Genomic DNA, 17,469 nt, shown 5'->3' on the forward strand with positions numbered 1-17,469 from the left:
TGAAACTAAGCAACTATAATAGTCAGCACATCGTCAAGTTTTCCTGATTTGAGGTAGTTGATAGAGGATTGGAGTGTCACTCCATCAAGCCCCAGAGATATGAGCACCAAACCGCTGATCTGGTCGCAAAGGGTAAAGAGATAACCACCATGGGCGTTGCCATAGTAGTTGAGCGACGAGTCCACTACTTTGGTCGTCACCACAACGTGACCATCTCTCATTTGTTCAATTTCGTAATTTTCAAAGGCAGATATAGCGTCAAAATGAAAATCTTTCATTGTTTCCTCCTGATATTTCAAACGACACTATGATACTACTTTTTATAGGACTGTGCAAGGAGAAAGCTCCTAGTCTGGCAAAATTCCAACCTGCTCCACAAAGCGCATAAAGGCTGCCTGTCCTTGTTCTGTCTGCTTGTAGACACCTGCATCCTCCAGTACACGCGCAAAGATAGCACCAACAGAGTCCTTGACGATTTCAAGGGCTTTTTCTTTATCCGCTAGGTCTGGATGTTGGACTTTGAGTTGGTCTGCCCATTCCTGATGATAATCGGCAACTGTATCACCATCTCCCACGAGATAGCTAGCGACTTGCTCCACCTCTTCTTTCAGACGAGGTGGTAAAATAGCCAAGCCCATGACCTCAATCAAGCCGATATTTTCCTTCTTGATATGTTGGACATCCTTGTGAGGATGATAAATTCCATCAGGATGTTCTGGTGATGTTTGATTATCTCGTAAGACCAAGTCCAACTCAAACTGTCCATCGCGTTTACGAGCAATTGGTGTGATGGTGTGATGCGGTGTTCCGTCCGTCTCTGCCAAAATCTGCACACTAGAATCTGAATACTGACGCCATTCCTGGAAAATCTTATCAGCTAAGTTAATCAAATCCTCTTTGGAATCCGAAGTCAAGCGTAGGACAGACATTGGCCACTTGATAATTCCAGCCTTGACCTGCTCAAAACCAGCAAATCGGAAGGTCTTTTGCAAGGGAGCCAATTCCATAGGAAATACGTGACGGCCTCCCTGATAATGATCGTGAGTTAGAATAGAGCCCCCCACAATCGGCAGGTCGGCATTAGATCCAGCAAAATATCCTGGAAACTGCTCTACGATAGCCAACAGACGTTCAAAACTCTGACGACTAATGGCCATGGGACGATGCTGGCCATCTAAAAAGATACAATGCTCATTAAAGTAAGCATAGGGCGAATACTGGAACCCCCATTCCTGACCAACCATTTCAAAACGGATAATCCGGTGGTTGCTGCGAGCTGGGTGGTTGACCCGACCATGGTAACCCTCATTCTCTAAACAAAGTTGACACTGAGGATAATTACTAGCTTGCACCAACTTGGCTACCGCAATCTCTTTCGGATCCTTTTCAGGCTTAGAGAGATTGATGGTAATTTCAAGTTCTCCATAATCAGATGGAACACGATAAGCGATATTTTTAGCAATGGCCTTGAGTTTGATGTAGTCATTTTTCTGACTGAGTTGATAAAAATCCTCTATCGCTTGCTCAGGAGAGTAGGCATAGGCTTCCCAGAAGTCACGATTGACCTGACTCGGACAAGGAGTCACCAAGTCCATCAGTTCAGTACCAAGGATTTCACGCGCAGTCTGACTATCCTCAATCGTCTCTAATCGAACGGCTTCCTCAACTAGCTGGTCCTTGAGGTCAATCAATTTATCCAGATTGGTCTCAACTTCCAAAACACCTTCTCCCACTCGTGCCAAAACACGATTGGTCAGGTAGATTCGATCCATTTCCTCAAATGAACTTTCAGAAATGACATGTGTTACAAATTTATCTACTAAGGTCACTATAGAGCCTCCTTTTGACTAGTCAAGGACGCGAGTGCCACCTGCAACTTCAGCGATATAGAAGCTTGGAGCGTATCCAACTACTTCCTCGTAGTGTTTGCCTACAGCTTCCTTAAAGGCCTCAACAGTATCTTTTTGAACCAAGGCAATGGCACAGCCACCAAAACCAGCCCCTGTCATACGAGCACCGAGAACTCCTTCTTGTGCCCAAGCTGTGTGAACAAGGGTATCTAATTCCAAACCAGTTACTTCATAATCATGCTCCAGAGAAACGTGTGACGCATTCATCAAACGACCAAATGTTTCCAAATCACCTGCTTGAAGGGCTGCTTGAGCTTTAAGGGTACGTTGGTTTTCAAGCACAGCATGGCGAGCACGTTTCAAACGATTTTCATCTTTAATTAGATAGCTATATTGGTCAACGGCCCACTCGTCCAATTCACCCAGGGTCTGAATATCCAAGGCAACTTGCAATTCTTCCACTGCTTTTTCACACTCAGCACGACGTTCATTGTATTTAGAGTCCGCCAATTCACGGCGTTTGTTGGTGTTCATGATAACAACGACATTGTCCTTCAAATCAAGTGGCACCAAATCATACTCTAAGGTGTTGGTATCAAGGTAAATAGCACGTTGATCAGCCCCCATACCAATAGCAAACTGGTCCATGATACCAGAGTTGACTCCGATAAAGTTGTTTTCTGTTTGTTTTCCGATTTTAACCAAATCCAAACGGTCTAGTTTTAAATCAAAGAGATGCTCTGCCACGACTCCTGTCAAGAGCTCCAAGGATGCTGAAGAAGACAAGCCAGCACCATTTGGGATATTCCCATAAACATAAAAATCAAAACCTTTGTCAATCACGTGCCCAGCTTCTTGCAAGAAATGAAGAACCCCTTTTGGATAATTGGTCCAGTTGTGCTCTTTTTCAAACTTGAGGTCAGCGAGAGGCACTTCGATAATGCCCTTGTCCTCAAAGTTAGCTGAGTAGAAACGCAAGACTTGGTCGTCACGCTTACGAGCTGCACCGTAAGTTCCCAAGGAAATAGCAGCAGGAAAAACGTGCCCACCGTTGTAGTCTGTGTGTTCACCAATGTATCCAAGGAATTTCCCAAGGTCAATCCTTTTTACTAAAATTTTAGTAAAACATCAGTAAAAAGAAGAAAAATATGATATACTAACCTAATCAAGGAGGATTTATGGCTACCTTAAAAGACATTGCACAGCTAGCCTCTGTCTCTATCGCGACCGTATCCCGTGTCCTCAACCGCGACCAGAGCCTATCTGTTACAGAAGAAACCAGACACCGTATTTTAACCGTTGCTGAAGAGCTGGGCTACACCAAGCACCTCAAGACAGGCGAGTCCCATAAACCCAAGCAAAAGATTGCCATTATTCAATGGGTCAGCGAACAAGGGGAGCTAGACGACCTCTACTACTACCAGATTCGCCTAGGAATAGAAAAAAGAGCCCAAGAGTTGGACTACGATATCTTGCGCTATTTTAATGACCACCCTTTTACCCTAAGCGAGGAAGTGATTGGAATTCTCTGCATCGGAAAGTTTAGTCGAGCTCAGATTTCTGCCTTTGAAGAATACCAAAAACCCCTGGTCTTTCTAGACAGTGATACACTTTCTCTGGGGCATACTTGTATTATTACGGACTTTTACACTGCCATGAAACAGGTTGTCGATTATTTCCTCAGCCAAGGAATGGACCGTATCGGGATTCTAACAGGCCTTGAAGAAACAACTGACCAAGAAGAAATCATTCAGGATAAGCGGCTGGAAAATTTCAGAAACTACAGTCAAGCAAAAGGAATCTATCATGATGAACTGATCTTTCAAGGAAACTTTACTGCCCAGTCTGGCTATGACTTGATGAAGGAAGCCATTCAGAGCTTGGGAGACCAACTCCCACCAGTATTTTTCGCAGCCAGCGATAGTTTAGCCATCGGTGCCCTTCGTGCGCTCCAAGAAGCTGGAATCAGCCTACCAGACCGTGTCAGCCTCATTTCCTTTAACGACACCAGCCTGACCAAGCAGGTTTATCCTCCCCTCTCCAGCATCACAGTTTATACTGAAGAAATGGGGCGAGCAGGTATGGATATTCTTAACAAAGAAGTACTCCACGGTCGGAAAATACCTAGCCTGACCATGTTGGGAACCAAACTGACATTAAGAGAAAGTACCCTAAATCAAGAATAGGATAACATAAAAAACGAATAGAGTTCTAAAACTCCTATTCGTTTTTTATTCGATTACAATCATAGACTTAATTGTCTTACGTTCATCCATATCTTTGTAGGCTTGGTCGATATCTTCCAGTTTATAACTTGAAGTAAAGACGCGACCTGGATTGATATCACCATCAAGGACGGCTTTTAGTAAAAATTGCTTATCGTATGTTGTAGCAGAAGCTGCCCCACCTGCTACAGAGATATTTTGCATAAATGTCGAACCAAGAGCACGATTATTATAGTGTGGGACTCCTACAAAGCCCATACGCCCTCCATTATGAAGAACACCTAGCGCCTGTTCTATAGCAGCCTCCGTACCAACACATTCAAGTGCTGCGTCTGCTCCTCCACCGAGGATTTCACGCACCTTGGTAATTCCTTCTTGACCACGTTCTGCAACAACAGCTGTCGCACCTGACTCCATAGCCATCTTTTGACGGTCTTCATGACGGCTCATAAGGATAATTTGTGATGCTCCACGCATCTTAGCCGCGATGACAGCACATTGACCAACAGCCCCATCACCGATAACAACAACCTTGTCCCCTTTTTGAACATTTGCAACACGCGCCGCATGATAGCCTGTCGGCATGACATCTGCAAGAGTCAAAAGGGACTTGAGCATCCCTTCTGTATAGTCAGAAGGTTGACCAGGGATTTTAACCAGCGCCCAGTTTGCATAGTGGAAGCGAATATATTCTGCCTGAAAATCACCCCCCAAATTATTGCCAATATGATTGTCGCAAGAACCGTCAAATCCAGCAAGACAGGCATCACACTCACCACATCCATGTGTAAAAGGGACAATCACAAAATCACCTGGTTTCACCGTCGTAATGGCTTCCCCAGCTTCTTCAACAATCCCAATCGCTTCGTGTCCACTATTTTTGTGTCCAGCTTTCGTTTCTGGATTACGGTACCTCCATAAATCTGAACCACAAACGCACGCACGAACCACACGAATAATCACATCATCCGCTTCTATTATTTGCGGACGTTCAATGCTAGCAAGTCCAACCTGACCTGCCTTTGTATATACTGCTGATTTCATTTAAAATTTTCCTTCCTTATAAAGTTTAATTTTGAGATTTAAGCGATTTAAAGCCGTCTGTAACTGAGACAAGCGCTCCTCTAATTTTTTCTTTTCCTCTTCTAAAATACCAAGCCTCTCCTCTCGCGTTTCATCCCCCTTTTGGTAGAGCGACATATAGTCAACTAAACTGTCTACAGAGACACCTGTCGAACGAAAACACTTAATAAATTCCAGCGCTTCTATATCCTGATCTTGAAAATCACGAATCCCAGTTGCAGTACGAGTAATCGGTGGCACAAGACCAACCCGTTCATAATACCGAATCGTATCCGCTGAAATTCCCAACAAATCACTGGCAGATTTAATATTCATAGGCTAACCTCCTCTCCTTTCATTCACTGAGTTTAAGCTACTCTAACTCACTTATCTTATTATATAACTTTGAGTTGACTCCAAGTCAAGCATTTTGCACCTAATCGAAAAATTTTTATCATTAACAATCATATATCTGGAGTTTATACAATGCTCTTCTCTTACCAATTTTTGAAATATTTAAATAATAAAGAAATTACTCTATTCCAAATAAGATAGTACCCAAGTATTTTTCACTTTTTTCTAATGTTGATGCTCATAACTCCGTTCCAAGTCACACACCTTTCGCTTATGGGTTTGGTGAGTTTCTAGGTCAGCATCAATTTCAATGGTAATATTTTGAAAACCACAATCTTTTAGGAAAATTCGAATAGACTCTTTACAAGTTTCCATATGTTCCATTTCTTTTAGACAAACATGGACAATGGCATTTTTTTCCAAAGCATCCATAGTCCAGAGATTAAGCTGATTAAGGCTGGCCACATTGTCCAATCGCTCCAGGCCACTCTTTACTTGCTTGATATCAAGACCTTCTGGCACAGCATCCAAGAAAATCTTGAGTGTAGACCAAAAACGTGGAAGGGTTTTTGAAAGAATAAAGAAAGAAATGACAAGGGACAAAAGAGGATCTAGGATATACCAGTCCGTAAATCGAAGAACAATCGCCATCAGGATAACAGCTACCCACCCTAGCGTATCTTCCAGAAAATGCAAACTCAGAATAGACTCATTCTTTGTCTTTCCCTTACCAACCACCAGACTCGCTAACAGATTGATAGTAATCGCAATAATTCCTAACCAGAGAATCCCCTCATCATTGACTGGTTGCGGATGCAAAATCTTCGTGACATTTTCCAAAATGACTAGAACAGAGCCCGTTACGAGAATCACAGCTGTTACCAAGGCTCCTAGCAGGCTAAACCGCTTATAGCCCAAGGTGTACTGATTGTCTTCTTCACGATTGGAGATTGTTTCTAGAAAAGCTGATATTCCAATTGCAATCGCATCTCCCAAGTCATGCACAGAGTCAGCAAGAACAGCGCTAGAACCAAATACTCCACCTGCAATAAACTCAACAATGGCATAAGTCAAATTTAAGAAAAAAGCCACCCAAACAGCATATTTTGCCTTCATATTTCTCATTCCTTTGTTATAATAGATTTATGAACACCTTGTTCATTATCATTATCCACTAAAACTCAAAGAAAGGATAGAAGCAAAACGTCAGCTTTATTCAGTTCTGAACAATTTGCCTTAAGTGTCCATATGACTAACATTGACCGCCGTATCAGCAAAACCAAAAAAGCCATCTATCAAGCTTTTATACAACTTTTGAATGCTAAGGGTTACGAGGCCACTACTGTTCAGGATATCATTGATCTCGCAGATGTGGGACGATCCACCTTTTACTGTCACTATGAGAGTAAGGAGCTTCTTCTGGACCAGCTCTGCCGCTACCTCTTCCATCATCTTTTTGAAAGAGAGCAAGCCATTTCAACCGAAGATTACCTAGCCCACCTCTTTCTGCATTTTCAGAAAAACCAAGACCATATCACCAGTCTACTATTCTCCAAAAATGACTATTTCCTCCGTCAACTACAGAGAGAGCTTGAGCACCACGTCTATCCCATGCTGGCTGCTGATTTGAAGCAAACTCACCCAAGTCTACCTACTTCTTACCTCCAACACTTGGTCGTGTCCAACTTTATCGAGACATTGACCTGGTGGCTCAAAAAAGGTCAAGATTTCACAGACCAGGAAGTTGTCCAATTTTATCTAGACCTTCTCATTCCTAAAAATTGAATATAGAGTAAAGCTCAGTTGTCTTATTTCTAGGTTACTGAGTTTTTTATCTTTTCAACAACAAAAGAGGACCCGCCGATCCTCTTTTTCATACTATAAATCCTTGATTATCAACTATATCTGTTTTAATCGAAATCTCAAAACAGCACTTTCAAACATCTTTTCCTAGTTAAGTAAATCAGTATTCTGCTTAGCTGCCTTGCTCCATTGATACCAACCAACTAGACTGTTAATGAGATAAATTAGATATTTCCCTTGAATTTGCAGGCTTTCTCCCCACCAGAGATAGATTGAAAAGACATTGGTAGCCGCCCAGAATATCCACTGTTCACGGTAAACAGCTGTCATGAGGATTTGCCCTACCCCATTGGTTGCATCTGTGATTGAATCACGATAGGGACGATTGGCACCAATAGACTGATAAATGAAGCCAAAGGCCAACCACCAAAGCACACTAATGGAAAGATACTTTGTCCAGCCCTTGCCGTCCAGTTTACGCGCGACAAACTCCTGCTTTTCCTTCTTAAACTGTGCCTGATAAATCCAAACTAGAAGTCCAATTGGCTGCATGACTGTGAAGTAAAGTGTCGTCAGCACCTCACCATAAAAGCCTTTCTGTAGGGCCAAAATAAGGTAAATAACAGAGTTAATCAAGCCAAAAAGATAATTACTTGCTCGACCTTCCGATACAAAGATTACACAGATAATCCCTGTCAAGCTACAAATCATCCCAATCCAGTCAACAATACGATGTTCGTAAACCAACTCCAGCCAGAGAGGAAAACTTCCTAAAACCAGCAAATAAATCCACTGGGCAAAACTACGATGGGCAAAGAGGTCATCCCAGATAGCCTTCATAGTTCCTGAAAATCCTAAATCAGCCATAGCCGCAACCATACGACGGTAACCACCTGACATTTCACCTAGGGTTGTTTTGATATTTTCAATTTTCTTTTGCAAATAAGTATGCATCATTTCTCCTTTTGTTTTTAAAGAGCCGTGTCTGGATAGACTTTCGGACGCAACGCTCTATTAGATAATGAACTGCCTATACACAAGATTTCTAACCTTAGTCGACATGAGCTGAAACCCCTTATTTGTTAAGTAGTTCACAAAATATTATACACCTATTTTATGAATAGTCAACTGTCTTTACAGTAAAATTTTAGAAAATCATGAAAATTTTCTCTTTCTTTCCATTTTAAGTGACATTCAGTCATTCTCACATCAAAAAAGCCCAGACGAAATTGTCTGAGCATTCTTTTATCTAGTCGTTTAAGGAAGTTGAGTTCAGTATGTTTAAAGTCTCTACCCCATCATTTCTTCAACAAACCTTGTTCTTGTAGAAATTCCTTGGCTACTTGTTCTGCTGACTTGCCTTCAACACCGACTTGATAGTTGAGCTGGCTCATCTGGCTTTCAGTAATTTTACCAGCCAATTTATTGAGAACTGTTTCCAACTCTGGATGTTTCTTGAGAAGAGCTTCTTTCATCAGTGGAGCCCCTTGATAAGGTGGGAAGAGTTGTTTGTCATCGTCCAATACCTGTAAATCATAACGTGCCAACTCTGCATCGGTTGAATAGGCATCCGTGATTTGAATATCACCTGACTGAATTGCCTGATAGCGAAGGGCTGGCTCCATGGTCGCCACATTAAGATTGAGACCATACATTGACTGCAAGCCCTTATTTCCGTCTTCACGGTCATTAAACTCGAGAGTAAAACCTGCCTTCAGCTGCCCTTCCACTTTTTTCAAGTCCGAAATGGTCTTCAAGCCATATTCTTGAGCAATCTTTTTCGGAACAGCTACAGCATAGGTATTTTGATAAGACATGGGTTTGAGATAGGCTAGATGATCCTGTTTGGCAATACCATCACGCGCTACATCATAAACCTGCTCTGGCTCATGACTCACTTTCGGTGATGGCTGAAGTAAACTTTCAGTCACCGTTCCTGTAAATTCAGGATAGATGTCAATATCGCCTTTTTTCAGAGCTTCATAGAGAAAGCTTGTTTTCCCAAAATTTGGTTTAACAGTCGCAGTCATACTGGTATTTTCTTCAATGAGGAGCTTATACATATTGGCCAAAATTTCTGGTTCTGGACCCAATTTCCCAGCAATGACCAAGTTCTCTTTCTCTTTTTGAGCTAAGAGGGCTGGGCTATAAGACAAACCAAGCAATATGGTCACCAAGGCAAAACCAGAAAAAATCGTCCGCAATTTTGCTTTTTCCATCACTTTTAGTAGGAAGTTAAAGGCAATGGCAAGCACTGCTGAAGAAAGGGCCCCAATCAAAATCAGACTGGCATTATTACGGTCAATTCCCAAAAGGATAAAGGAACCTAGTCCCCCAGCACCAATCAAGGCAGCCAAGGTTGCCGTACCGATAATCAACACTGCTGCCGTCCGAATCCCAGACATGATAACCGGCATAGCCAGTGGAATTTCAAACTTCTTGAGTCGCTCCCATCTAGTCATCCCAAAGGCAATCCCAGCCTCTTGCAGACTCGGATCAATTCCCTTGAGTCCAGTGATGGTATTTTGTAAAATCGGAAAGATCGCATAAATTACTAGTGCTGTCAAAGCCGGCAAGGTTCCAATTCCCATCAAGGGAATAAAGAGCCCCAACAAGGCCAGAGACGGGATGGTCTGGAAAATCCCTGCAATCTGTAAGACCCAATCCGCCAACTTCTCATGATAGCGAAGATAAACAGCCAAGGGAATCGTAAGCAAAATAGCTAGTAACAAGGTCAAAAGTGACAACTGCAAATGTTGAGATAGAGCTGTCAACCAATCACTAAAACGATCCTGAAAAGTTGCAATTAAATTAGTCATGAACACTACCTCCAAACAAGTCTGCTACAAAGTCTGTTGCAGGAGCTTTTAAAATGGTCTCGGGATTCGCCACCTGACGAATCTCTCCATCCTGCAAGACAGCAATACGGTCCGCCAATTTCAGAGCTTCATCCGTATCATGGGTTACAAAAATAGTTGTCATCCCAAATTCTTTATGCAATTCTTTCGTCAGAACCTGCAACTGTTTTCTCGAAATAGCATCCAAGGCTGAAAACGGCTCATCCATGAGGAGAATCTTAGGCTGACCAATCATGGCACGGACAATACCGACCCGTTGCTGTTCTCCACCAGATAATTCACTCGGAAGTCGATGCCCATACTCGGCTACTGGTAAACCAACCTTAGCCAAGAGCTCTTCTGTTTTCTGAGCAATTTCTTCCTTAGTCCAGCCCTTCATCTCAGGAATCAGGGCAATATTTTCCTCAACCGTTAGATTGGGAAAGAGAGCAATGGCCTGTAAAACATAACCAGTATACAGACGAAGCTCCCGCTCGTCATAGTCTTTGATGCGCTTGCCATCCATATAAATATTTCCATCAGTCGGTTCCAAGAGACGGTTAATCATCTTAATCATGGTCGTCTTACCTGAGCCAGATGGACCAACTAAAACCATGAACTCCCCATTCTCAATCCGTAAATTGACATCTCTCAAGACATCTTTTTCTGTGTAACGTAAAGCTACATTCTTGTATTCAATCATTCTGTATCCTCAATTTAAAACTTGCCTCGGTTGGTCAAGCCTTCTACCTTAGGCATGACTTCCTTATTGTCCCAATGCTCCATAATTTTCCCATTTTCTAGACGGAAGATGTCATACTGTGCATAGGCAACTACGTCAATCTGAGTCCGACCATAGCTAACCACTTAGTTTCCTTGTCCTAAGAGTTGGAAAACAAAGTCAAAAGTGGCCTTTACTTACAAACAGCTAATTTGATCTATTTTAATCCTCTTTTGCCTTCTCTTTCAGATTCGCCAAAATTCTTTCTTGAAAGGCTTCAAATTGCCGAATTTCTTCCTCTGAAAAACCTTTGTAAAAAATCGTATCCAATTTCTGACTGACACGATGTCCCACTTCTTTCTGGGACTTGCCTAACTCCGTTAAAACTAAATACTTCTTACGCTTGTCTTCCCCACACGGACTAACAATTACAAGCTTTTGTTCCTCTAGCTTTTTTATCATAGTCGTCAGCGTATTATTCGCAAGCCCAGTTGCCAGAGCAATATCTGTCGCAGTTGCGCAGCCAGTTTTACTATTCCATAAAACCGCTAAAATCTTCCCCTGTTCACCCCTATAAAGAGCTTCAGGGTCTTGACTCAGTAACTTTTGAAAAATCCGCCCATTCAACAAACGAATATGATGGGCTAGCAAATGACTATCTTTCATAACACCTCCAATTTATTTCCATATCGAAATGAATAGAATAATTGTAACACTTGTTCTTTCAACTGTCAACTATTTCGATGTAGAAATAATTTTTGTTAATGATTCACACCACCATACTCCGGCTCAACTAACTTTTAACGAAAGTTTCTAAACTCCTTCGTCCTCCAGTCTACAAAAGCCTTTCATCCGTACTATCCTATATTTTATGAGGGGACACGTTTTCCCTATCAGACCATTTATTTTAAAGATAGAAGTAAATCATAATTGCTTCCATCTGCTCTTTTATCGTATATTGAAGTTGGACTAGGGCACTGTATATTCTAAAACATTGATAGAAAGCGATTTGAATTTCCCAATCAATTTGTTCGTATTTAATTTTACCTTACCCTATCTTTCTCATAGCATCCTTCAAACAGCCTATCCCCTACCGTTTGACGATTCCTCACTTCGCTCCACTTCCATTACAGAAGTTTCATCACTACTATGGTCTCGGCTAATTTCTCATGATTCCTTGTTACTACTATTTGAGCGCTCACGAGATAGGTCTTACAAAAAATGCTTTGATCCACAATGGAATCAAAGCATTTTAAAAATCTCCCCATACATAAGCGCAGAAGTTGCGGTTCCTCTGTACTTAGCTTCTTCTCTTTTGATAAAGCGGGCCAAGTTGAGCAACTCAGGTGCTGGATGTCTGGGATTTTTGAGCAATTCACGATTGACTAGACCCGAGAGACGAACTGCCAGCAATTGCTCATTTGTAGTAGGCAGTTTTTTAGCAGTCTCTAGGAGAGCAGCAACTAAATCTTCACTCAAATCATGTCGAGCATGATTGTAAAGATCTTTTACAAGGATTTCTAGGTTTGGTTCTACCATCCCTACCACCTCCTTATGTTTAATAATGTTTAATCAAATCAACTGTTGAACGATCCAATTTTTTCACCAAGGCTTGCAAGAAAGCTTGAGCTTCTAGGAAGTCATCCATAGCGTAGAGGGTTTGGTGAGAATGGATATAACGAGCGCAAACACCGATTGTTGTAGATGGGACACCACCATTTTTCAGATGGGCTGCGCCAGCGTCTGTTCCACCTTTACCACAATAGTATTGGTACTTGATACCAGCTTCTTCAGCCGTTGTCAAAAGGAAATCCTTCATCCCTGGGAGAAGCAAGTGACCTGGGTCATAGAAACGAATCAAGGTTCCATCCCCAATCTTGCCTTGACCGCCATAAACATCACCAGCAGGTGAACAGTCAACTGCGAGGAAGACTTCTGGGTCAAACTTGGTTGTGGAAGTATGGGCACCACGGAGACCAACTTCTTCTTGGACGTTAGAACCCAGATAAAGTTCATTGCCAAGTTTTTGACCTGACAGAGCTTCAGCCAACTCGCTCACCATGAGAACTCCATAGCGGTTATCCCAAGCTTTTGAGATGATATTTTTTTCATTGGCTGTCAAGATTGCAGAACTATCTGGTACGATGGTGTCACCAGGACGGATGCCAAAGCTTTCTGCCTCAGCCTTATCCGCAAAACCGCCATCAAAGACGATATCTGCAATAGCAGGCATGGTTGGTCCACCCTTTCCACGAGTCAAATGTGGAGGGACAGAACCCGAAATCACAGGAATTTCACGACCGTCACGAGTCAAGAGTTTGAAACGTTGGCTGCTAACCACCATAGGATTCCAACCACCGATTTCTACCACACGGAAGGTACCATCTGGCTTGATTTCGCTGACCATAAAACCAACTTCATCCATGTGAGAAGCGACCAAGACGCGCGGTGCATCTGCAGCTTCTGAATGTTTAATTCCGAAAATACCACCCAAGCCATCTGTCACCACTTCATCCACGTGCGGTGTCAACTTTTCACGAAGATAAGCACGGACAGGTGCTTCATGACCTGAGATAGCAGCAAGTTCTGTTACTTCTTTAATTTTTGAAAATAATGTTGTCATTTCAGTTCCTTCTTTCTTTCATCCATTTTACCACTTTTTAGAGGAGAAGGATAGTGGGAAGGTGGATAGTTTCTTACTCAGTTTTCCTATAAAAAAGAGAGACAGATATTCTTTCAGGAATTTTTCTTTCTTTTTTACATTAAATTGTCAGAAATTTTATTGACAGATTAGAAAAAACATGTTACAGTAATATCCGCAGGTATCTTTCGATACCAAATCTACATGAAAGGACGGGGTATGAAACTTTCTCATTATTTAATTGGCTTACTTCTGCTCCTAGTCTTTCTCTCTATTAGCATTGGAACCAGTGATTTTTCATGGGGAAAACTCTTTGCTTTCGACCAGCAGACCTGGCTACTATTTCAGGAGTCCCGTCTTCCAAGAACCATCAGTATTCTCCTTGCGGCCTCTAGTATGAGTATGGCAGGCCTTCTCATGCAGACCATCACTCAAAATCAGTTTGCTGCTCCGAGTACAGTTGGAACCACTGAAGCCGCCAAACTGGGAATGGTATTGAGCCTCTTTATCTTTCCGTCTGCGAGTCTAACCCAAAAGATGCTCTTCGCTTTTGTTTCATCCATCATATTTACCCTCTTCTTCCTAGCCTTTATGACCATTTTTACTGTAAAGGAAAGGGGGATGTTGCCTCTGATTGGAATCATCTATAGTGGGATTATCGACTCAGTCACAGAAGTTATCGCCTATCGTTTCAATCTGGTTCAGAGTATGAGTGCTTGGACCCAAGGATCCTTCTCCATGATTCAGACTCATCAGTATGAGTGGCTCTTCTTAGGCCTCATCATCCTGATAGCCGTTTGGAAATTATCCCAAACCTTCACTATCATGAATCTAGGGAAAGAAACCAGCGAGAGTTTGGGGATTTCCTACTCCCTACTTGAAAAACTGGCCCTCTTTCTGGTGGCACTAACGACTAGTGTCACCATGATTACCGTGGGTGGCTTGCCATTTCTCGGGGTCATCGTTCCCAATCTTGTTCGCAAGCGCTATGGAGATAATCTAAGCCAGACCAAACTCATCGTCGCACTAGTCGGTGCCAATCTAGTTCTGGCCTGCGACATCCTATCCCGAGTTCTGATTCGGCCCTATGAGCTGTCTGTCAGTCTTCTACTAGGAATCATTGGTAGCCTCGTCTTTATCCTACTTCTCTGGAGAGGGGGACGAAAAGATGCAGTTTAAAAGCAAACATACCAAACTCTTCTGCCTTCTCATTATTCTGGCCATTGGAGCTTGTCTCCTCTATTTTTGGCCCATCACCCACCTGTCTGCCTTTGCCTGGAAGCTACGTTCCCAAAAAATTGTCGTTTATCTCTTGGTAGCTATCGCGACTGGGATTTCGACCATTAGTTTTCAAACCCTGACGGAAAATCGTTTCCTGACGCCAAGTATTTTGGGAATCGAATCCTTCTACGTCCTACTACAAACCCTACTACTGGTTTTTGAAAGTAAGTTTCTTCAACTCGGGAAGTCTCCCATTTTAGAATTCCTAGTCTTACTTCTACTTCAATCCCTCTTCTTTCTCGCCTTGCAAGGCTACTTGAAGACACTGATGAAGCAAGACCTTGTCTTCATTCTGTTGATCTGTCTAGCCCTCGGAAGTCTCTTTCGAAATATCAGTACCTTCCTTCAGGTCCTGATGGATCCAAACGAATACGATAAACTGCAGAATAGTCTCTTTGCCTCCTTTCAACATCTCAACACTTCCATCCTAGCCATTGGTTCTCTGATTATCCTTGCTTTGACAATCTTTTTCTTTCAAAAAGCAGTCATTCTGGATGTCTTGCACCTGCAAAGAGAAACAGCTCAGGTATTGGGACTCGATGTTGAAAAAGAACAGAAAGAACTCCTCTGGGGTATCGTACTTTTGACCTCAACAGCAACTGCCCTGGTAGGACCTATGGCCTTCTTCGGCTTTATGCTAGCCAACCTCACTTACCTAATTGTCAAAGACTATCGGCACAAGTTGCTCTTTATCGTGGCCATTCTGGTCGGATTTATCAGTTTGACCTTGGGGCAGGCCTTGATTGAACGAGTCTTTGCGCTGGAAATTCGCATCAGTATGATCATCGAGAGTGTGGGTGGCTTCTTATTCTTTATCTTACTTTATAGGAGGGCGCGTCGGTGAAACTGGAAAACATTGACAAATCCATTCAAAAACAGGATATTTTGCAAGGCATTTCGCTTGAAGTCAGTCCTCAGAAACTGACAGCCTTCATTGGTCCAAATGGTGCTGGAAAATCGACTCTCCTCTCCATCATGAGCAGACTGACCAAGAAAGATCAGGGAATTCTCAGTATCAAAGGTCGTGAAATCGAGAGTTGGAATTCGCAAGAACTAGCCCAAGAACTGACCATCCTAAAGCAGAAGATCAATTACCAGGCAAAATTAACCGTTGAAGAACTGGTCAGCTTTGGACGTTTTCCCTACAGCCGAGGACGCCTGAGAGAAGAAGACTGGGAAAAAATTCGAGAAACTCTGAACTATCTGGAACTGATAAACTTAAAAGACCGCTACATCGATAGTCTGTCTGGCGGCCAGCTCCAACGTGTCTTTATCGCTATGGTACTGGCCCAGGATACGGACTTTATCTTGCTGGACGAACCACTTAACAATCTCGATATCAAGCAAAGCGTCAGCATGATGCAGATTCTTCGGCGACTGGTGGAGGAACTCGGCAAGACCATTATCATCGTCCTCCACGATATTAACATGGCCAGCCAGTATGCGGATGAAATTATCGCCTTCAAGGACGGTCAAGTCTTTAGCAAGGGAAGAACCAATCAAATCATGCAGGCTGACCTGCTCAGTCAACTCTATGAGATTCCTATCACGCTAGCTGATATCAATGGCAAAAAGATCTGTATCTATAGCTAGTAACATAGAAGCTCAAGTTAGAGAACCTTCGGTCTCTTAGTCAATAAGACCAAGAGACTCCCTAAATCGTTATCACATTTTAAAAAGGAGAAATCATGAAAACATCCCTTAAACTTTATTTCACTGCCCTAGTGGCCAGCTTCTTGCTTCTACTTGGTGCATGCAGTACAAATACAAACTCAAGCACTAGTCAGTCGGAAACAAGCAACTCTGCTCCAACAGAGATAACCATTAAAAGTTCACTAGACGAAGTCAAACTTTCCAAAGTTCCTGAAAAGATTGTGACCTTTGACCTCGGCGCTGCGGATACTATTCGTGCTCTAGGATTTGAAAAAAATATCGTTGGAATGCCTACAAAAACAGTACCAACCTATCTCAAAGACCTAGCTGGAAAAGTTAAAAATGTTGGTTCTATGAGAGAACCTGATTTAGAAGCTATCGCCGCCCTTGAGCCTGATTTGATTATTGCTTCCCTACGTACACAAAAATTCGTAGACAAATTCAAAGAAATCGCCCCAACAGTTCTCTTCCAAGCAAGCAAGGACGACTACTGGACTTCTACCAAGACTAATATCGAATCCCTAGCAAGCGCCTTTGGTGAAACTAGTACACAGAAAGCCAAGGAAGAATTGGACAAGCTAGACAAGAGCATCCAAGAAGTCGCTACTAAAAATGAAAGCTCTGACAAAAAAGCCCTTGCCATCCTCCTCAATGAAGGAAAAATGGCTGCCTTTGGTGCCCAATCTCGTTTCTCTTTCTTGTACCAAACCTTGAAATTCAAGCCAACTGATACTCAATTTGAAGATTCTCGCCACGGACAAGAAGTCAGCTTTGAAAGTGTCAAAGAAATCAATCCTGACATCCTCTTTGTCATCAACCGTACTCTTGCCATCGGTGGGGACAACTCTAGCAACGACGGTGTCCTAGAAAATGCCCTTATCGCTGAAACACCTGCCGCTAAAAATGGTAAGATTATCCAACTAACACCAGACCTCTGGTATCTAAGTGGAGGAGGTCTTGAATCAACAAAACTCATGATTGAAGACACACAAAAAGCTTTGAAATAAGCCACTTCAAACTCAATTTAATACTCAATGAAAAT

General features: G+C 42.5%; 16 protein-coding genes and 3 pseudogenes. 6 read left to right on the forward strand and 13 right to left on the reverse strand.

Going from position 1 to position 17,469, the window contains the following annotated elements:
- Window positions 1-17: 17 nt before the first annotated feature.
- The 3 genes and pseudogenes from HT703_RS09830 to HT703_RS09840 all read right to left on the reverse strand — a co-directional run.
- Window positions 18-278 (reverse strand): annotated as a pseudogene (locus HT703_RS09830) (PaaI family thioesterase); the annotation flags it as partial.
- A 69-nt stretch (window positions 279-347) separates the two neighbouring features.
- The gene (locus HT703_RS09835) at window positions 348-1,829 is read right to left on the reverse strand and encodes a UDP-glucose--hexose-1-phosphate uridylyltransferase (RefSeq protein ID WP_050207790.1); all 1,482 of its coding nucleotides are present in this window, start codon (window positions 1,827-1,829) and stop codon (window positions 348-350) included.
- An 18-nt stretch (window positions 1,830-1,847) separates the two neighbouring features.
- Window positions 1,848-2,924: pseudogene (locus tag HT703_RS09840) on the reverse strand (galactokinase); the annotation flags it as partial.
- Between the two features lie 104 nt (window positions 2,925-3,028).
- Between HT703_RS09840 and galR the strand changes: the two are divergent.
- Window positions 3,029-4,036: a DNA-binding transcriptional regulator GalR gene (gene galR, locus HT703_RS09845; protein WP_172930062.1), complete on the forward strand. Its 1,008-nt coding sequence runs from the start codon at window positions 3,029-3,031 to the stop codon at window positions 4,034-4,036.
- 45 nt (window positions 4,037-4,081) lie between these two features.
- Here galR and HT703_RS09850 read toward each other — a convergent pair whose 3' ends face one another.
- From HT703_RS09850 to czcD, 3 genes are all read right to left on the reverse strand, one after another.
- Complete coding sequence (locus tag HT703_RS09850) at window positions 4,082-5,119, reverse strand: zinc-binding dehydrogenase (RefSeq protein ID WP_000833735.1); 1,038 nt, start codon at window positions 5,117-5,119, stop codon at window positions 4,082-4,084.
- Complete coding sequence (gene nmlR, locus HT703_RS09855; RefSeq protein WP_001022631.1) at window positions 5,120-5,473, reverse strand: stress response transcriptional regulator NmlR; 354 nt, start codon at window positions 5,471-5,473, stop codon at window positions 5,120-5,122. It abuts the gene before it with no gap.
- Between the two features lie 243 nt (window positions 5,474-5,716).
- Window positions 5,717-6,607: a cation diffusion facilitator family transporter CzcD gene (gene czcD / locus HT703_RS09860; protein WP_000645109.1), complete on the reverse strand. Its 891-nt coding sequence runs from the start codon at window positions 6,605-6,607 to the stop codon at window positions 5,717-5,719.
- 132 nt (window positions 6,608-6,739) lie between these two features.
- On the opposite strand from czcD, the gene HT703_RS09865 reads away from it, so the two are divergent.
- Window positions 6,740-7,276 carry a TetR/AcrR family transcriptional regulator gene (locus HT703_RS09865; RefSeq protein ID WP_000181701.1) on the forward strand — a complete coding sequence of 179 codons (537 nt, stop codon included), beginning with the start codon at window positions 6,740-6,742 and terminating at the stop codon, window positions 7,274-7,276.
- A gap of 165 nt (window positions 7,277-7,441) precedes the next feature.
- Here HT703_RS09865 and pnuC read toward each other — a convergent pair whose 3' ends face one another.
- The 7 genes and pseudogenes from pnuC to pepA all read right to left on the reverse strand — a co-directional run bounded on the left by pnuC (window position 7,442) and on the right by pepA (window position 13,475).
- Window positions 7,442-8,248, reverse strand: coding sequence for a nicotinamide riboside transporter PnuC (pnuC, locus tag HT703_RS09870; RefSeq protein ID WP_000557779.1), 807 nt, complete (start codon window positions 8,246-8,248; stop codon window positions 7,442-7,444).
- Between the two features lie 344 nt (window positions 8,249-8,592).
- Window positions 8,593-10,113, reverse strand: coding sequence for an ABC transporter permease/substrate-binding protein (locus HT703_RS09875; RefSeq protein WP_054392721.1), 1,521 nt, complete (start codon window positions 10,111-10,113; stop codon window positions 8,593-8,595).
- On the reverse strand, window positions 10,106-10,834 hold the full coding sequence (locus HT703_RS09880) for an ABC transporter ATP-binding protein (RefSeq protein WP_054392722.1): 729 nt from the start codon (window positions 10,832-10,834) through the stop codon (window positions 10,106-10,108). Before HT703_RS09880 ends, HT703_RS09875 begins: the two co-directional genes overlap by 8 nt.
- A 14-nt stretch (window positions 10,835-10,848) precedes the next feature.
- Window positions 10,849-11,040: pseudogene (locus tag HT703_RS09885) on the reverse strand (polyketide cyclase); the annotation flags it as partial.
- A gap of 34 nt (window positions 11,041-11,074) precedes the next feature.
- Entirely contained in the window at window positions 11,075-11,518 is a 444-nt protein-coding gene (locus HT703_RS09890; protein ID WP_000655205.1) for a MarR family transcriptional regulator, read from the reverse strand.
- A 576-nt stretch (window positions 11,519-12,094) separates the two neighbouring features.
- Window positions 12,095-12,391 carry an enterocin immunity protein gene (locus HT703_RS09895; protein WP_054392723.1) on the reverse strand — a complete coding sequence of 99 codons (297 nt, stop codon included), beginning with the start codon at window positions 12,389-12,391 and terminating at the stop codon, window positions 12,095-12,097.
- A gap of 19 nt (window positions 12,392-12,410) precedes the next feature.
- Window positions 12,411-13,475, reverse strand: coding sequence for a glutamyl aminopeptidase (gene pepA / locus HT703_RS09900; protein ID WP_050391053.1), 1,065 nt, complete (start codon window positions 13,473-13,475; stop codon window positions 12,411-12,413).
- Between the two features lie 237 nt (window positions 13,476-13,712).
- Between pepA and HT703_RS09905 the strand changes: the two genes are divergently transcribed.
- The 4 genes from HT703_RS09905 (at window position 13,713) to HT703_RS09920 (ending at window position 17,434) form a co-directional block, all read left to right on the forward strand.
- The gene (locus tag HT703_RS09905) at window positions 13,713-14,672 is read left to right on the forward strand and encodes an ABC transporter permease (protein ID WP_054392724.1); all 960 of its coding nucleotides are present in this window, start codon (window positions 13,713-13,715) and stop codon (window positions 14,670-14,672) included.
- Entirely contained in the window at window positions 14,662-15,618 is a 957-nt protein-coding gene (locus HT703_RS09910; RefSeq protein WP_001159838.1) for an iron chelate uptake ABC transporter family permease subunit, read from the forward strand. The genes HT703_RS09905 and HT703_RS09910 overlap by 11 nt, the downstream gene beginning before the upstream one ends.
- On the forward strand, window positions 15,615-16,367 hold the full coding sequence (locus HT703_RS09915; protein ID WP_000764295.1) for an ATP-binding cassette domain-containing protein: 753 nt from the start codon (window positions 15,615-15,617) through the stop codon (window positions 16,365-16,367). Before HT703_RS09910 ends, HT703_RS09915 begins: the two co-directional genes overlap by 4 nt.
- A gap of 95 nt (window positions 16,368-16,462) precedes the next feature.
- Window positions 16,463-17,434 carry a siderophore ABC transporter substrate-binding protein gene (locus HT703_RS09920; RefSeq protein WP_000858270.1) on the forward strand — a complete coding sequence of 324 codons (972 nt, stop codon included), beginning with the start codon at window positions 16,463-16,465 and terminating at the stop codon, window positions 17,432-17,434.
- The last annotated feature ends 35 nt before the right edge of the window (window positions 17,435-17,469 follow it).

Origin of the sequence: Streptococcus sp. 3874 (assembly GCF_013276425.1) — a bacterium.
In the GTDB taxonomy this organism is placed as follows: Bacteria; Bacillota; Bacilli; order Lactobacillales; family Streptococcaceae; genus Streptococcus; species Streptococcus pseudopneumoniae.

What these genes read in the sequence shown, in the direction of transcription:
- HT703_RS09890 (WP_000655205.1), bottom strand. Translation starts at nt 11,518, where the DNA reads ATGAAAGATAGTCATTTGCTAGCCCATCATATTCGTTTGTTGAATGGG.
- pnuC (WP_000557779.1), bottom strand. Translation starts at nt 8,248, where the DNA reads ATGCATACTTATTTGCAAAAGAAAATTGAAAATATCAAAACAACCCTA.
- HT703_RS09865 (WP_000181701.1), top strand. Translation starts at nt 6,740, where the DNA reads ATGACTAACATTGACCGCCGTATCAGCAAAACCAAAAAAGCCATCTAT.
- HT703_RS09920 (WP_000858270.1), top strand. Translation starts at nt 16,463, where the DNA reads ATGAAAACATCCCTTAAACTTTATTTCACTGCCCTAGTGGCCAGCTTC.
- HT703_RS09910 (WP_001159838.1), top strand. Translation starts at nt 14,662, where the DNA reads ATGCAGTTTAAAAGCAAACATACCAAACTCTTCTGCCTTCTCATTATT.
- HT703_RS09875 (WP_054392721.1), bottom strand. Translation starts at nt 10,113, where the DNA reads ATGACTAATTTAATTGCAACTTTTCAGGATCGTTTTAGTGATTGGTTG.
- galR (WP_172930062.1), top strand. Translation starts at nt 3,029, where the DNA reads ATGGCTACCTTAAAAGACATTGCACAGCTAGCCTCTGTCTCTATCGCG.
- HT703_RS09905 (WP_054392724.1), top strand. Translation starts at nt 13,713, where the DNA reads ATGAAACTTTCTCATTATTTAATTGGCTTACTTCTGCTCCTAGTCTTT.
- HT703_RS09880 (WP_054392722.1), bottom strand. Translation starts at nt 10,834, where the DNA reads ATGATTGAATACAAGAATGTAGCTTTACGTTACACAGAAAAAGATGTC.
- czcD (WP_000645109.1), bottom strand. Translation starts at nt 6,607, where the DNA reads ATGAAGGCAAAATATGCTGTTTGGGTGGCTTTTTTCTTAAATTTGACT.
- pepA (WP_050391053.1), bottom strand. Translation starts at nt 13,475, where the DNA reads ATGACAACATTATTTTCAAAAATTAAAGAAGTAACAGAACTTGCTGCT.
- HT703_RS09895 (WP_054392723.1), bottom strand. Translation starts at nt 12,391, where the DNA reads ATGGTAGAACCAAACCTAGAAATCCTTGTAAAAGATCTTTACAATCAT.
- HT703_RS09850 (WP_000833735.1), bottom strand. Translation starts at nt 5,119, where the DNA reads ATGAAATCAGCAGTATATACAAAGGCAGGTCAGGTTGGACTTGCTAGC.
- nmlR (WP_001022631.1), bottom strand. Translation starts at nt 5,473, where the DNA reads ATGAATATTAAATCTGCCAGTGATTTGTTGGGAATTTCAGCGGATACG.